At 63.1% G+C, this 13,512-nt stretch carries 13 protein-coding genes; 12 read left to right on the top strand and 1 reads right to left on the bottom strand.

What is annotated here, in order from left to right; translation table 11 throughout:
* Position 1: 1 nt before the first annotated feature.
* The 6 genes from cobW to cobJ are packed head-to-tail and all read left to right on the top strand — an operon-like array spanning position 2 to position 7,587.
* Positions 2–1,057 (top strand): cobalamin biosynthesis protein CobW, encoded by a 1,056-nt coding sequence (cobW, locus tag AC2FNN_RS04320; protein ID WP_496756854.1) that lies wholly within the window; start codon positions 2–4, stop codon positions 1,055–1,057.
* Between the two features lie 3 nt (positions 1,058–1,060).
* Complete coding sequence (gene cobN, locus AC2FNN_RS04315; protein ID WP_496756853.1) at positions 1,061–4,354, top strand: cobaltochelatase subunit CobN; 3,294 nt, start codon at positions 1,061–1,063, stop codon at positions 4,352–4,354.
* Positions 4,351–5,472, top strand: coding sequence for a ferredoxin-like domain-containing protein (locus tag AC2FNN_RS04310; protein WP_496756852.1), 1,122 nt, complete (start codon positions 4,351–4,353; stop codon positions 5,470–5,472). Before cobN ends, AC2FNN_RS04310 begins: the two co-directional genes overlap by 4 nt.
* Positions 5,472–6,101, top strand: coding sequence for a precorrin-8X methylmutase (locus AC2FNN_RS04305; protein WP_496756851.1), 630 nt, complete (start codon positions 5,472–5,474; stop codon positions 6,099–6,101). Before AC2FNN_RS04310 ends, AC2FNN_RS04305 begins: the two co-directional genes overlap by 1 nt.
* Positions 6,098–6,826, top strand: coding sequence for a precorrin-2 C(20)-methyltransferase (locus AC2FNN_RS04300; RefSeq protein ID WP_496756850.1), 729 nt, complete (start codon positions 6,098–6,100; stop codon positions 6,824–6,826). Before AC2FNN_RS04305 ends, AC2FNN_RS04300 begins: the two co-directional genes overlap by 4 nt.
* Positions 6,823–7,587, top strand: a complete 765-nt coding sequence (cobJ, locus tag AC2FNN_RS04295; protein ID WP_496756848.1) for a precorrin-3B C(17)-methyltransferase — start codon at positions 6,823–6,825, stop codon at positions 7,585–7,587. Before AC2FNN_RS04300 ends, cobJ begins: the two co-directional genes overlap by 4 nt.
* Here cobJ and AC2FNN_RS04290 read toward each other — a convergent pair.
* Positions 7,578–8,309, bottom strand: coding sequence for a cobalt-precorrin-6A reductase (locus tag AC2FNN_RS04290; protein WP_496756847.1), 732 nt, complete (start codon positions 8,307–8,309; stop codon positions 7,578–7,580). The genes cobJ and AC2FNN_RS04290 overlap by 10 nt on opposite strands.
* On the opposite strand from AC2FNN_RS04290, the gene cbiE reads away from it, so the two are divergent.
* Genes cbiE through cobF form a run of 6 tightly spaced genes read left to right on the top strand, consistent with a single transcriptional unit; the run spans position 8,308 to position 13,445 of the window.
* On the top strand, positions 8,308–9,507 hold the full coding sequence (gene cbiE / locus AC2FNN_RS04285) for a precorrin-6y C5,15-methyltransferase (decarboxylating) subunit CbiE (protein WP_496756845.1): 1,200 nt from the start codon (positions 8,308–8,310) through the stop codon (positions 9,505–9,507). The two genes, AC2FNN_RS04290 and cbiE, sit on opposite strands and share 2 nt — an antisense overlap.
* On the top strand, positions 9,504–9,884 hold the full coding sequence (locus AC2FNN_RS04280; RefSeq protein ID WP_496756844.1) for a cobalamin biosynthesis protein: 381 nt from the start codon (positions 9,504–9,506) through the stop codon (positions 9,882–9,884). The genes cbiE and AC2FNN_RS04280 overlap by 4 nt, the downstream gene beginning before the upstream one ends.
* Positions 9,881–10,675: a precorrin-4 C(11)-methyltransferase gene (gene cobM, locus AC2FNN_RS04275; RefSeq protein ID WP_496756843.1), complete on the top strand. Its 795-nt coding sequence runs from the start codon at positions 9,881–9,883 to the stop codon at positions 10,673–10,675. The genes AC2FNN_RS04280 and cobM overlap by 4 nt, the downstream gene beginning before the upstream one ends.
* Complete coding sequence (locus tag AC2FNN_RS04270; protein WP_496756842.1) at positions 10,662–11,984, top strand: cobyrinic acid a,c-diamide synthase CobB; 1,323 nt, start codon at positions 10,662–10,664, stop codon at positions 11,982–11,984. The genes cobM and AC2FNN_RS04270 overlap by 14 nt, the downstream gene beginning before the upstream one ends.
* Positions 11,981–12,709: a uroporphyrinogen-III C-methyltransferase gene (gene cobA, locus AC2FNN_RS04265; RefSeq protein WP_496756841.1), complete on the top strand. Its 729-nt coding sequence runs from the start codon at positions 11,981–11,983 to the stop codon at positions 12,707–12,709. The genes AC2FNN_RS04270 and cobA overlap by 4 nt, the downstream gene beginning before the upstream one ends.
* Positions 12,702–13,445 carry a precorrin-6A synthase (deacetylating) gene (gene cobF / locus AC2FNN_RS04260; protein WP_496756840.1) on the top strand — a complete coding sequence of 248 codons (744 nt, stop codon included), beginning with the start codon at positions 12,702–12,704 and terminating at the stop codon, positions 13,443–13,445. Before cobA ends, cobF begins: the two co-directional genes overlap by 8 nt.
* Positions 13,446–13,512: the final 67 nt, after the last annotated feature.

The following is a 13,512-nucleotide window of genomic DNA, read 5'->3' as shown; positions in this document are numbered from 1 at the left end:
CATGTCGAACCTCGAAAAACTCCCCGTCACAGTGATCACCGGCTTTCTGGGCTCGGGCAAGACCACTTTGGTGCGTCACCTGATGCAGAACCCACAGGGCAAGCGCCTTGCTGTCGTGGTCAACGAGTTCGGCGATGTGGGCGTCGATGGCGACATCCTGAAATCCTGTGCCATTCCTGATTGCCCGGCGGAAAACATCATGGAACTGGCCAATGGCTGCATCTGCTGCACCGTGGCAGATGATTTCATTCCCACCATCGAGGCCCTGATGGCGCTGGAGCCGCGCCCGGATCATATCCTGATCGAAACCAGCGGTCTGGCCCTGCCGAAACCGCTGCTCAAGGCGTTCGACTGGCCCGACATCCGCTCGAAGATCACCGTGGACGGCGTGATCGCCTTGGCCGATGCCGAGGCGGTGGCCGCCGGTCGCTTCGCGCCCAATGTCGAAGCGGTGGATGCCCAGCGCATGGCCGATGACTCGATCGATCACGAAACGCCCCTGTCCGAAGTGTTCGAGGATCAGATATCCTGCGCCGACATCATCCTGCTGACCAAGCCCGACCTGGCAGGCCCCGAAGGCGTGGCCAAGGCGCGCGCGATCATCGCCGCCGAGGCGCCACGCCCCCTGCCCGTCGTCGAAGTGGCCGAAGGTGCCGTGGACGTGCGCGTCGTATTGGGTTTGGAGGCCGCCGCCGAGGATGACATGGACGCCCGGCCCTCGCATCACGACGGCCATCACGATCACGAGCATGACGATTTCGAAAGCATCATCGTCGAGCTGCCCGAGCAGACCGATCCGGCCCAACTGGTCGCAAATATCGAACGTCTGGCCAATGAACTGAACATCCTGCGCGTCAAAGGCTATGCCGCCGTTCAGGGCAAGCCCATGCGCCTGCTGGTTCAGGCGGTGGGCGCGCGCGTGCGTCACCAGTATGACCGCCCGTGGGAACCCGGCGAGGATCGCCGCTCGCGCCTGGTGGTGATCGCCGAGCATGACGATATCAAAGAGGCGGAAATCCGCGAAATCCTCGTGGGTGTGCGTGAGGCTGCCGAGTAAGCCATGCACGTCGTCTTTCGCGAAAGCCACGGGCTCGAGGAAACTGAGACCCCGACCGATCTGGGCCAGAGCCCGGCGGATCTGGTGGTGCTGTCCTTCTCGGACAGCGACCTTGGCGCTTTCGCGGCGGGCTGGCATCGTGGTGGCGGACCGGATGGGCGAACGCCAACCCTGCGGCTGGCGAATTTGACGGCGCTGAAACACCCGCTGTCGGTCGATACCTATGTCGAACAGACGCTTCAAGGCGCCAAGGGCATTCTGATCCGGCTGATCGGCGGGGTGCCCTACTGGCCTTATGGGTTGCAGCAGGTTCTGGCGCTGGCACAAGCCAGGGGCATCGCGCTGGCGGTTCTGCCCGCCGACGGGCGCGAGGATACGCGGCTGGATGACTATTCCACCCTGCCGGTCTCGACCCTGCGGCGGTTAGCGCATCTGTGCGATACCGGCGGCGAGGTCGCGGCACAGGCGGCGCTGGCGCAGATGGCTTTGGCGGCGGGGCTTTATGCCGGTCCGGTGATGGGCGCCAAGACCTTGCCCGAATGTGGCGCGTGGTGTCCGGATCGCGGCGTAATCCCGGTGGAAACCGCGTTCGAAGGCAAGGCCAAACGAATCCTCGTCACCTTCTACCGCGCTTACCTGACCTCGGCAGACACCGCCCCGATCGCCGCCCTGATCCGCAGCCTGCGCGCCCGTGGATTCCAGGCGGTGGGTCTGTTTGCCCCGTCTCTCAAGGCACCTGTGGCCGCCGACTGGTTGCGGGAACAGGTTGTTGCACTGAACCCGTCGGCCATTGTCAACGCCACCTCGTTTTCGGGAAAAGGCGCGTCAGGAACGTCGCCTCTGGACGCCGCAAACGTCCCGGTGTTTCAGGTCGCTCTCGCCACCTCGCGCCGCAATGCCTGGGCCGAGGCGGAACGCGGTTTGTCCCCGGCCGATCTTGCCATGCATGTGGTACTGCCCGAGGTGGATGGACGGATCTCGGCAGGTATCGCGTCTTTCAAGGAACCCGGCAAACGCGATCCGCATCTGGAATACGCGCGCTTTGCACATCGGCCCGAACCGGACCGGATCGAAGCGATCATCGATCGTGTATCGGGATGGCTGGCACTGACCGACAAACCCAAGGCAGATCAGATTCCTGTGTTGGTCCTGTCCACCTATCCCGGCAAAGACTGGCAGATGGCCCATGCGGTTGGCCTCGACGCGCTGGGCTCGGCCGAGGCGATACTGTCCGATCTTGGCGAAGAAGGCTATGACATCGCGGCTGGCGAGCCGATTGCCAACACTCTTCTGGACGCACGGATATCGTGGTCGCTCGGGGATTATCTGAATGCGCTTGCGGAATTGCCCGAGACCCTGAGCGCTGATCTGCACACCGTATGGGGCGCGGCCGAAGACGATCCGGCCTGTGCCGATGGGGCCTTCCATTTCACCGCCCTGCGACGCGGCAAGGCGCTGGTCGCGTTGCAACCCGAACGCGGCACGCCCGAGCTGCGGGAGGACGTCTATCATGACCTCTCGCGCACCCCGCGCCACGGTTATGTCGCCTTCTATTTGTGGTTGCGCAAAGGGTTGGGTGCGGATGCGCTGATCCATATCGGCGCGCATGGAACGCTGGAATGGTTGCCCGGAAAATCGGTCGCCTTGTCAGCCGATTGCTGGCCCGAGGCGCTGATCGGCGATCTGCCGGTGATCTACCCGTTTATCGTGAACGACCCGGGCGAGGCTGCGCAAGCCAAGCGCCGGATCGGAGCCGTCACGCTGGGCCACATCCCACCGCCGTTGAAGGACAGCGGCACGCCGGATCGGATGGTTCGGCTTGAATCGCTGCTGGATGAGTTTTCCAACGCCGACGGGCTTGACCCCAAACGCCGCGACCGCTTGCAGGAAGATATCCGTGATGAGGCGCAGGCCATCGGTTTGGAAAGCGATCTTGGCCTCGATCAGGCTACTTGCACCGCCGAGGCCATCACCCGCATCGACCGCTTTGTCTGCGACATCAAGGAAAGCCAGTTTGGCGACGGGCTGCACATCTATGGACGTGTCCCGGATGTGACCGGCAGTTTCGACCCAGCCCCATCCGCCCATGCCGAACGCAAGGCCCTGAGCAATGCGCTGGCCGGCAAGCGGATCGAGGCTGGCCCGTCCGGTTCGCCATATCGTGGTCGGTCAGATGTTCTTCCCACCGGGCGGAACCTTTACACCACCGATCCGCGGTCGGTTCCGACCCGTGCGGCCTATGCTCAGGGTGTGAAACTGGCCGAGGAACTCGTGCGGCGCCATCTTCAGGAAGAAGGCGATTACCCGAAGGGGCTGATCGTCGATCTGTGGGGGTCAGCCACCATGCGCACGGCGGGCGAGGAATTCGCCATGGCGCTGCACCTGCTGGGCGTCAAACCCGTGTGGGACAAAGGGTCCGAGAGGGTTTCCGGCATCGAGGTTCTGCCGATCACTGACCTGAGCCGCCCGCGCCTGGACGTGACCTTGCGGGTCTCGGGCCTGTTCCGGGATGTTTTCCCGACGCTGTCCGCTTTGTTTGGCCAAGCGGTTCGCGCATTGGCCGCGCGCGATGAAGCGACGGACTGGAACCCCTATGCCGGGCAGGAGCCGGCAGCGCGGGTCTATGGACCTGCGCCCGGAAGCTATGGCGTCAATATGACCGAACTTTCCGAGGTGTATACCGACGAGGCCCGTGCGCAGGCCGGTGCAGCGTGGCTTGAGGCCAGCTCTTTTGCGTTGGAAGGCGAACACATCTCGCAGGACAAGGACGGCATCACCCAACGCGTTGCAAATGCGGACAGCTTTGTCCACTTGCAGGACCTGACCGAAACCGATCTTCTTCTGGCCAACGATTATGCCACACACGAGGCGGGATTTGCCGCCGCCAAGAAAATCGCCGGCGGAACCGCGCAGCTGTACCATCTGGACAACACCAACCCCGAAAACCCGCGTGCCCGCACTTTGCGCGAAGAAATCAGCCGCGTCGTCCACGCCCGTGCCGCAAATCCCGGCTGGATCGCCGGTATGCAACGCCATGGTTTCCGGGGGGCGGCTGAAATCGCGGCGACGCTGGATCACATGGCCTCTTTCGCGCATCTGTCGGGCACGGTCGCACCGCATCTTTTTGACCTCTACCACGATGCCACGCTGGGCAACGAAGAGGTGGACGCGTTCCTGCAAGAGGCCAATCCCAAGGCGCGTCAGGCCATGCAGGACCGGTTCCGCGCGCTGCTGGAGGCCGGGCTTTGGAACACGCGCCGGAATTCTATCCGGGCTGATCTGGAGGAATTGAGATGAGTGCACCGATAGTTCAGGGCTGGTGCCCGGGCGCCCATCGTCCGATGATGTCCGGTGACGGTCTGGTCGTCAGGGTCAGGCCCCGGCTGGCGCGCCTGAACGCCGATCAGGCACTGGGACTGTGCGATCTGGCGGACCGCTTTGGCAACGGCTCGATCGATTTGACCAATCGCGCCAATCTGCAATTGCGGGGCGTGGAAGAGGAAGACCATCAGCCTCTGCTCAAAGAGCTTGCCGCGCTGAACCTGCTGGATGCGGAACCCGGTATCGAAATACGCCGCAATATTCTGGTTACACCGCTCTATCAGGCGGGCGATTTGACCGCTCGGCTGACCCATGAACTGATTGACCGGCTTGCGGAGCTGCCGGCCCTGCCGGCAAAGTTCGGCTTTGCAATCGACACCGGCCCCGAACGTCTGCTGGCTTCGGATTCGGCTGATATTCGTCTGGAAACCGGTGCAGACGGCCTGATCCTGCGCGCTGACGGGTGCGAAACCGGGCGGAGCGTGACCGAGACCGATGCCATTGACCACGTGATCGCGCTGGCAATGTGGTTTGCCAAAACCTACACGCCCGAGACACGCCGCATGGCGCGTGTCATCGACGCCCTGCCGCAGGAATGGCAAGGATGTGCGCCCGGTTCTGTTGGCACAAAGCTTCAACCGGGTCCCTGCGAACTGGGTGCCCTTTACGGCGCGGCTTTTGGGTCGCTGCCTGCGCGCAAGCTGTATGACCTGATCGAGGACGGCGGAGCTTGCGCCCTGCGCGTCACCCCGTGGCGGCTGATCCTGCTGGAAGGCGGGGCGGCGATACCCGCCCCAGCCTTTGTCGAAGATGGCACCGATCCGTTGATGACCACCGACGCCTGCCCCGGCGCACCGTTCTGCCCGCAGGCGCAGGCCGAGACGCGCGACATCGCCCGGGCGTTGGCTGTGCGGGTTTCCGGACGCCTCCATGTTTCGGGCTGTGGCAAGGGATGCGCTCGCATGGGTCCTGCCGACATCACATTGGTGGGCGCAAACGGACGATTTGATCTTGTAAAACAGGGCCGCGCGGGGGATGAGCCCTGCCAACGCGGGCTCGACCCGGAAACACTCATGACTATGGACTTCACCTGATGCCCTATACATACGAAACCGATGGCGCGGCGATCTACAAGGAAAGCTTTGCCACCATCCGGTCAGAGGCTGATCTGGCCCGGTTTGATGCCGATGAAGAACAGGTTGCCGTTCGCATGATCCACGCCGCGGGTATGGTCGGGCTGGAAGAGTTCGTGCATTTCTCGCCCGGCTTCGTACAAAAGGCCCGTACCGCATTGGAAAATGGCGCACCGATCCTGTGCGATGCGCGCATGGTCAGCGAAGGTGTCACCCGCTTTCGCCTGCCTGCCGATAACGAGGTGATCTGCACCCTGCATGACGAACGCGTGCGCCCGCTGGCCGCTGAGATGAGCAACACCCGTTCCGCCGCGGCGCTGGAGCTGTGGCGGCCGCATCTGGAAGGTGCTCTGGTCGCCATCGGCAATGCGCCCACCGCACTTTTCCATTTGCTGAACATGCTGGAAGACCCGGATTGCCCGCGCCCTGCCGCGATCATCGGCTGCCCGGTTGGCTTTGTCGGCGCGGTGGAATCCAAAGACGCGTTGTGGCAGGCGCAACCCGTCCCCTCCTGCATTGTCAAAGGCCGTCTGGGTGGCAGCGCCATCACTGTCGCAGCCATCAACGCCATCGCAAGCCGGGCGGAATGAAAATGGGTACCATATACGGCGTGGGCCTTGGCCCCGGCGATCCGGATTTGATGAGCGTCCGGGCTGATCGCCTTCTGCGCAACGCCAAGCATGTGGCATTCTTTCGCAAACCGGGTCGCAGCGGGCAGGCCCGCAAAATTGTCAACGGGATGATCCCCGAAGGCGCGATTGAATTCCCGATGGAATACCCTGTGACCACCGAGATCCCGGTGACAGACCCGCGCTACAACGAATTGCTGGCCGCATTCTATGAAGAGTGTACAGCACACCTGAAGACGCTGTCGGAACAGGGCGAGGATGTGGTGGTCTTGTGTGAGGGCGATCCGTTTTTCTACGGCTCGTTCATGCATCTTTACAATCGGTTGCGTGACGAAGCTCCGGTCGAGGTTGTGCCAGCCATCACCGGCATGTCCGGTGCGTGGACGGCCACGGGCGACCCGATCACCTGGGGTGATGACGTGCTGACCGTGCTGGTTGGCACCCTGCCCGAAGACACGCTGGCGGAACGCATGGCTCTGACCGATGCGTTGGTCGTGATGAAAATCGGACGCAATATCGACAAGGTGAAGCGCGCTCTGAAGACCGCTGGCCTGTATGACCGGGCGTGGATCGTGGAATATGCGCAGATGCCGAACCAGACGGTGACCAAGCTGTCCGAAGCCTGCGAGAAGATCACCCCGTATTTCTCGATCATCGTCGTGCACGGTCAGGGGCGGCGACCATGAGCGGCTGGGTAAAGATTGCCGGTCTGGGGCCGGGTGACGAGGCGCTTGTTACACCAGAAGTAACAGCCGCGTTGGCCGAAGCCACCGATGTTGTGGGCTATATCCCATATGTGGCGCGCGTGGCCGACCGCCCCGGCCTGACCCTGCACGCCAGTGACAACCGGGTTGAAATCGACCGCTCGCAACACGCGCTGCAAATGGCTGCCGATGGCAAACGGGTGGTCGTTGTATCCTCGGGCGATCCCGGCGTGTTTGCCATGGCGGCGGCTGTGTTCGAAGCGTTGGAGAATGGCCCTGCGGAATGGCGAGACCTTCAGATCGATGTGCTGCCGGGGATCACCGCGATGTTGGCTGCATCCGCGCGCGCGGGTGCCCCGATGGGGCATGATTTCTGCGCCATCAACCTCAGCGACAACCTCAAACCATGGCCATTGATCGAAAAACGCCTGCGCCTTGCTGCACAGGCGGATTTCTCGATGGCCTTCTACAACCCCCGCTCGAAATCCCGCCCGGAAGGCTTTGTAAAAACGCTGAAAATCTTGCGCGAAGAATGTGAACCCGAGCGGGTGATCCTGTTTGCACGCGCCGTGTCACGAGCGGATGAGGCGATCCGGATTTCCACACTGGCCGAGGCCACGCCCGAGATGGCGGATATGCAGACCGTGGTGATCGTGGGGTCATCCCGCACGCGTGTCATCGAGCGCGATGGCGCATCCATCGTTTACACCCCTCGCTTCACCCCTGGTGAGGATCAGGTATGAACCAGCCAGTCCAGAACCTGTGCGACCTGCGAAAACTCGGTCCGCTTCGGCAGAACCGGGCGGTCGATCATCAGCACGGGAAGGCCCAGCGCCCGCGCCGCGTCCAGCTTGGCGCGCGCTCCCGTGCCGCCAGCGTTCTTGGACACGACCAGCTGCGTCCCATGGCGTTGCATCAGCGCCCGGTCGTCAGTTTCGGTAAACGGCCCTCGCGCGACGACCACCTCTGCGTTTGGCAAGGGCAAAGTGTCGGGCTCATCCACAAGGCGCAGCAGGTAGTAATGCTGGGGCTGGGCAGCGAAGTCTTCAAGATGCATACGACCGACAGCCAGGAACACACGCTGCGGATCACCTGCAAGCGCATCGACGGCGGCAGCGATGTCGGGCACGCGGTGCCAGATATCGCCGGGCTGCGACACCCAGGCCGCGCGGGTAAACACGGCCAAAGGTGTCCGCGTCGCGGTGCATGCCTCGATCGCGTTCCGGCTCATCCGGGCCGCAAATGGATGGGTCGCGTCCACGACATGGGTGATGGCGTTCTCATGGATATAGGCGGCCAGACCTTCCGGACCGCCGAAACCGCCGACCCGCACCGGCAACGGCTGCGGACGCGGGTTTTCCACCCGTCCAGCGTAGGAATACACAGCCGCAATCCCTTGTTGCGAAACAGCTTTGGCCAGCGCGTTGGCCTCGGTCGTGCCGCCAAGGATCAGGAGGGTTGTCATGTCTGAATCTCCGTGGCTGACCGTTCTGGGACTGGGCGAAGATGGGTTTGATGGCCTGTCGCCAACCAGCCGTCAAGTGCTGGACCGGGCCGAAGTGATCATGGGGCCGCCGCGCCACCTGTCATTGCTGCCCGAAACAGGGGCAGAGCGTGTCGAATGGCCTGTGCCGTTCTCGGATGGGCTGCCGATCCTGAAGGGATTGCGTGGCCGGCAGACCGTTGTTCTGGCCTCGGGCGATCCGTTCTGGTTTGGCGCAGGCTCTGTCATTGCGCGCAATTTCGATGCCGGTGAGTGGACGGCCCTGCCCGGCCAATCCACGTTTTCGCTGGCCGCTGCCCGGCTCGGCTGGCCTTTGGAAAGCACGCTGACCTTTGGCCTGCACGCCGCGCCGCTGACCCGTTTGCGTCCTCATTTGGCGCCGGGAGCGCACGCGATCCTGCTGCTGCGTGACGGAAAGGCCGTGGCGAAACTGGCACGGTATCTGACCGAGACAGGCTTTGCCGACTCGGCCCTGCATGTGATGCAGGCCTTAGGTGGCCCGCGCGAAAACACCCAAACAGTCACGCTGACAGAGGCGCTGTTGGGTACGTTCGACCATCCGGTCTGCGTTGGTCTTGAAGTTTCCGGTGCAGGACCTGCCCTTTCCAAGGCGTCTGGCAAACCGGACCACATCTTCGAGACGGACGGCCAGATCACCAAACGCCCGATCCGCGCGCTGACACTCTCGGCGCTTGCCCCGCAACGGGGCGAGCACCTGTGGGATATCGGAGGGGGCACAGGCTCGGTCAGCATTGAATGGCTGATGTGCGATCCGACCCTGACCGCAACCAGCATAGAACCCCGCGCTGACAGGGCTGAGCGCATTCGTCGGAATGCTGATGCACTGGGTCAGGATCGGCTGAACGTCATCCATGGCACCGCGCCCGCTGCACTGGAGGGGCTGGAACTGCCCGACGTGGTGTTCATCGGAGGGGGGCTTGATCCAGACCTGCTGCACTGGCTGCACCAGCGCCTGCCTTCCGGCACCCGCCTGGTTGCCAACGCCGTGACTTTGGAAAGCGAGGCCATGTTGGCCCGGTGGCATGAGAAGCTGGGCGGAGAGCTTCTGCGGATCGAACTCGCGCAGTCGGCGCCGCTTGGACCGCGCCGTGGCTGGAAATCCGCCTATCCGGTCGTGCAGTGGAGCGTGACGCTATGATCGTTGCCGGTTTGGGATTCTCCTCCGCCGCCACGGTTGACAGCTTGCGCGCCGTATTTGACACGGCGGCCGCAAACCACGATGTCGCCGCCCTGGCAACCGTTGCAGACAAGGAAGGTCATTCGGCCCTGACAACCTTTGCCGAAGAACTGTCGCTTCCCCTTCATTTCGTTGCCGCCGCCGATCTGGCCGGTCAACGCACACTCACCTGCTCGACCCGCAGCCGCGCCACCTATGGCACCGGGAGCGTGGCCGAAGCATCTGCATTGGCCGCCGCCGGAAAGCTTTTTGGCCCGGGCGCGCGGCTGCTTTCACCCAGACAGATTTCAGACGACCGGCTGGCGACCTGCGCCATAGCCATCGGAGGACAGACATGACCGTTCATTTCATTGGCGCCGGACCGGGCGCCGCCGACCTGTTGACACTGCGCGGGCGCGACATCATCGCATCCTGCCCCGTTTGCCTTTATGCGGGCTCCCTGGTTCCGGAAGAAATTCTTGGCCACTGCCCCGAAGGCGCAAAGATCGTGAACACCGCGCCAATGGATCTGGATCAGATAATGGCCGAGATTGAGGCCGCACATCAGGCCGGCCAGGACGTGGCCCGTCTGCATTCGGGCGACCTGTCGGTCTGGTCGGCGATGGGGGAACAGATCCGCCGCCTCAAGGAAATGGGCATCCCGGTCAGCGTGACCCCAGGCGTTCCGTCCTTTGCTGCGGCTGCTGCGGCTCTGGGAACCGAGCTTACTCTGCCCGGATTGGCGCAATCCGTGGTTCTGACCCGGACACCGGGCCGTGCATCTTCCATGCCCGAAGGCGAGACGTTGCAGAATTTCGCACGCACAGGGGCGACACTGGCCATTCATCTGTCGATTGGCAATCTGGACAATGTCATTGCCGATCTGACCCCGGCCTATGGGGCCGACTGTCCGGTCGCCGTGGTCTATCGTGCAAGCTGGCCGGATGAACGGATCATCCGCGCGACGCTGGGAACGCTCAAAGAGGCACTGGATGACAGCATCTCGCGGACTGCATTGATCATGGTCGGTCCGGCACTGGCGGGCGAAGGTTTCGACGAAAGCTGCCTGTACTCGAAAGATTACGACCGCCGCTATCGCCCGCAAAGCGCCGAGAGCCCCTGGTCAAGCTGGAGCCATGGTGATGATTAACCCTCCGGGCCTTCTGATTTCCGCCCCGTCTTCGGGCACGGGCAAGACAACGGTCATGCTGGGCCTGTTGCGCGCGTTGACCGAGGATGGCCTGACCGTTCAACCGTTCAAGAGCGGACCGGACTATATCGACCCCGCCTTCCACCGAGCCGCGTCCGGGCGGGCTTCGTTCAATCTTGACAGCTGGGCGATGGGCGATCCTTTGTTGAACGCGATCTCCGCGCAGGCCGAAGGCGCCGACATCGTGGTGGCAGAAGGTTCGATGGGCCTGTTCGATGGCGTGGCCAAACCGGGTGAGTTGGGTCATGGGTCCAGCGCCGAGACCGCTGCACGGATGGGTTGGCCGGTTGTGTTGGTGCTGGATGTCGGCGGTCAGGCGCAGTCTGCGGCGGCCACGGCGCTGGGGTTCAGGATGTACAACCCCGATCTGCCCTTTGCCGGCGTCATTCTGAACCGCTGTGCCAGCCCCCGGCACGAGCGCCTGACCCGGCTGGGGATGGAACGCGCAGGCCTGCCGGTTCTGGGTGTGCTGCCGCGCCGAGGCGATCTGACCCTACCCGAGCGGCATCTGGGCCTGATCCAGGCCGTCGAACACCCGGATCTGGAAAGCGCCATTGTGGGCTATGCCGCATTTCTGCGCGAACATGTGGATCTCGAAGCGATCAAACGGGCGGCTTCCTCAGGCCCCATTGGGCCATCGTCCGACGCGCTGCCGCGCCCTCCGGCCCAACGGATTGCGCTGGCACGGGATGCGGCATTTTCTTTTACTTACCCACATTTGCTGGAAGGCTGGCGCGCCGCTGGGGCCGAGATCCTTCCCTTCTCGCCACTGGCCGATGAAGCCCCGGCGGCGGATGCCGATCTGGTCTGGCTTCCCGGCGGATATCCTGAACTGCATGCAGGGACCTTGGCTGCTGCCCAAACGTTCCTTGCGGGTCTGCGTAAGCACGCCGAGACACGGCCAGTGCATGGCGAGTGCGGTGGGTACATGGCGCTGGGTCATGCGCTGATCGACAATGATGGCGTGCGCCATGAAATGGCTGGCCTGCTGGGGCTGGTGACGTCGTACCAAAAACGCAAATTCAACCTGGGCTATCGCAAGGCCGAACTTTTGGCCCCGATGCCGGGATATGCGCGGAATGCGGCGCTGCGCGGGCATGAGTTTCACTATTCCTCGATCGTGGATCAGCCTGACCCGCCGCTGGCCCGTGTGTTTGATGCCGAAGGCGCAGAGGGACCTCAGACCGGCTCCGTTCGCGGCAATGTCACCGGTACGTTCTTTCACCTGATCGCGGAGGCAACGGCATGAGCGGATTTGTGTCTTTCATCGGCTCGGGCCCCGGCGATCCGGAACTGCTGACGTTGAAGGCCGTCGACAGGATGCAAAAGGCCGACGCGATTTTGTTTGATGACCTCAGCAGCGGGCCAATTCTGAGCCACGCGCGTGAAGACGCCGATCTTGTGGGCGTAGGCAAACGGGCCGGTCGCCCCTCGCCCAAACAGGATCATGTCAGCCGGCTGCTTGTGGACTACGCCCGGACCGGCCAACATGTCGTGCGGCTGAAGTCCGGCGATGGCGGCATGTTCGGGCGGCTTGAAGAAGAGCTTGTTGCCCTTCGTGATGCGGGCATTGAATTCGAGATCATTCCCGGCATCCCGTCTGCCGTGGCCGCCGCAGCGGCCGCAGGGATCCCGCTGACGCGTCGTCTGACCGCACGGCGGGTGCAGTTCGTGACGGGACATGACGTCAGCGGCGCGCTGCCGGACGATCTGAACCTGACCGCACTGGCCGATCCTCAGGCCACCACCGTCGTATTCATGGGCAAACGTACTTTCCCGCTTCTGGCAGAAGCTCTGCATTCACACGGCCTGCCTTTGGATACGCCTGCTTTGATGGCCGAATCTGTTTCGACCCCGGATCAGAAGCTGACGCGCACCACCATCGGTGCTTTGGCCGAACAGCTGAAATCCGAGATTGGCACAGCTCCGGCCCTGATCCTTTACGGGCCGCTGGCGGAGTTCGAAGATGATTGACCTGAGCCTGATTGGCATCGGCACCGGCAACCCGGATCACGTGACCTTTCAGGGCGCGCAGGCGATCCGGTCGGCCGATCTGATCCTGATCCCCCGCAAGGGTGAGAACAAGGCCGATCTGGCGGGGCTGCGTGAGGACATCATCGACCGGGTAACTGAGACACCGCCAAGGATAGCCTATTTTGACATCCCCAGGCGCCGGGCGGACGATGGCTATCTGCACGGCGTGGACGAATGGCACGACGCCATTGCGCTGCGCTGGCAAGAGGCGATCGAGGCCCACCCCGGGGCGCAGCACATTGCGCTGCTGATTTGGGGCGATCCGTCCCTGTATGACAGTTCGCTGCGCATTGCTGCACGGTTGGACCCGCAACCAAATACCAAGGTTATCCCAGGCATCACCGCGTTGCAGGCGCTGACCGCTGCCCATGCGATTCCGATCAATGATCTGGGCGCACCTTACGTTGTTACAACCGGTCGTCGTATCCGGGACGAAGGCTGGCCTGATGCGGCCACGAACGTCGCGGTGATGCTCGACGGCGAATGCTCGTTCCAAACCCTTGATACGGCAGGTTTTGACATCTGGTGGGGCGCCTATGTGGGTATGAAAGAGGAGGTTCTGATCAGTGGCCCGCTGGATGAGGTTGCGCAGAACATCCTTAAGACCCGGGCGAGGGCCCGCGCCGAACATGGCTGGATCATGGATATCTACCTATTGAAGGCTCGACGGAAATAACGCACGGGCAAATAAACACGGGTTTGTGATGACGCGGATCGCTCAGGTCTGGCACACAGGTTGCACC

It is taken from the genome of Ruegeria sp. BHSA118, from assembly GCF_059613405.1.
The sequence above is the reverse complement of the archived record's forward strand: the minus strand, read 5'-3'. Positions and strand labels throughout refer to the sequence as shown.

What these genes read in the sequence shown, in the direction of transcription:
- cobW (WP_496756854.1), top strand. Translation starts at nt 2, where the DNA reads ATGTCGAACCTCGAAAAACTCCCCGTCACAGTGATCACCGGCTTTCTG.
- cobN (WP_496756853.1), top strand. Translation starts at nt 1,061, where the DNA reads ATGCACGTCGTCTTTCGCGAAAGCCACGGGCTCGAGGAAACTGAGACC.
- AC2FNN_RS04310 (WP_496756852.1), top strand. Translation starts at nt 4,351, where the DNA reads ATGAGTGCACCGATAGTTCAGGGCTGGTGCCCGGGCGCCCATCGTCCG.
- AC2FNN_RS04305 (WP_496756851.1), top strand. Translation starts at nt 5,472, where the DNA reads ATGCCCTATACATACGAAACCGATGGCGCGGCGATCTACAAGGAAAGC.
- AC2FNN_RS04300 (WP_496756850.1), top strand. Translation starts at nt 6,098, where the DNA reads ATGAAAATGGGTACCATATACGGCGTGGGCCTTGGCCCCGGCGATCCG.
- cobJ (WP_496756848.1), top strand. Translation starts at nt 6,823, where the DNA reads ATGAGCGGCTGGGTAAAGATTGCCGGTCTGGGGCCGGGTGACGAGGCG.
- cbiE (WP_496756845.1), top strand. Translation starts at nt 8,308, where the DNA reads ATGTCTGAATCTCCGTGGCTGACCGTTCTGGGACTGGGCGAAGATGGG.
- AC2FNN_RS04290 (WP_496756847.1), bottom strand. Translation starts at nt 8,309, where the DNA reads ATGACAACCCTCCTGATCCTTGGCGGCACGACCGAGGCCAACGCGCTG.
- AC2FNN_RS04280 (WP_496756844.1), top strand. Translation starts at nt 9,504, where the DNA reads ATGATCGTTGCCGGTTTGGGATTCTCCTCCGCCGCCACGGTTGACAGC.
- cobM (WP_496756843.1), top strand. Translation starts at nt 9,881, where the DNA reads ATGACCGTTCATTTCATTGGCGCCGGACCGGGCGCCGCCGACCTGTTG.
- AC2FNN_RS04270 (WP_496756842.1), top strand. Translation starts at nt 10,662, where the DNA reads ATGGTGATGATTAACCCTCCGGGCCTTCTGATTTCCGCCCCGTCTTCG.
- cobA (WP_496756841.1), top strand. Translation starts at nt 11,981, where the DNA reads ATGAGCGGATTTGTGTCTTTCATCGGCTCGGGCCCCGGCGATCCGGAA.
- cobF (WP_496756840.1), top strand. Translation starts at nt 12,702, where the DNA reads ATGATTGACCTGAGCCTGATTGGCATCGGCACCGGCAACCCGGATCAC.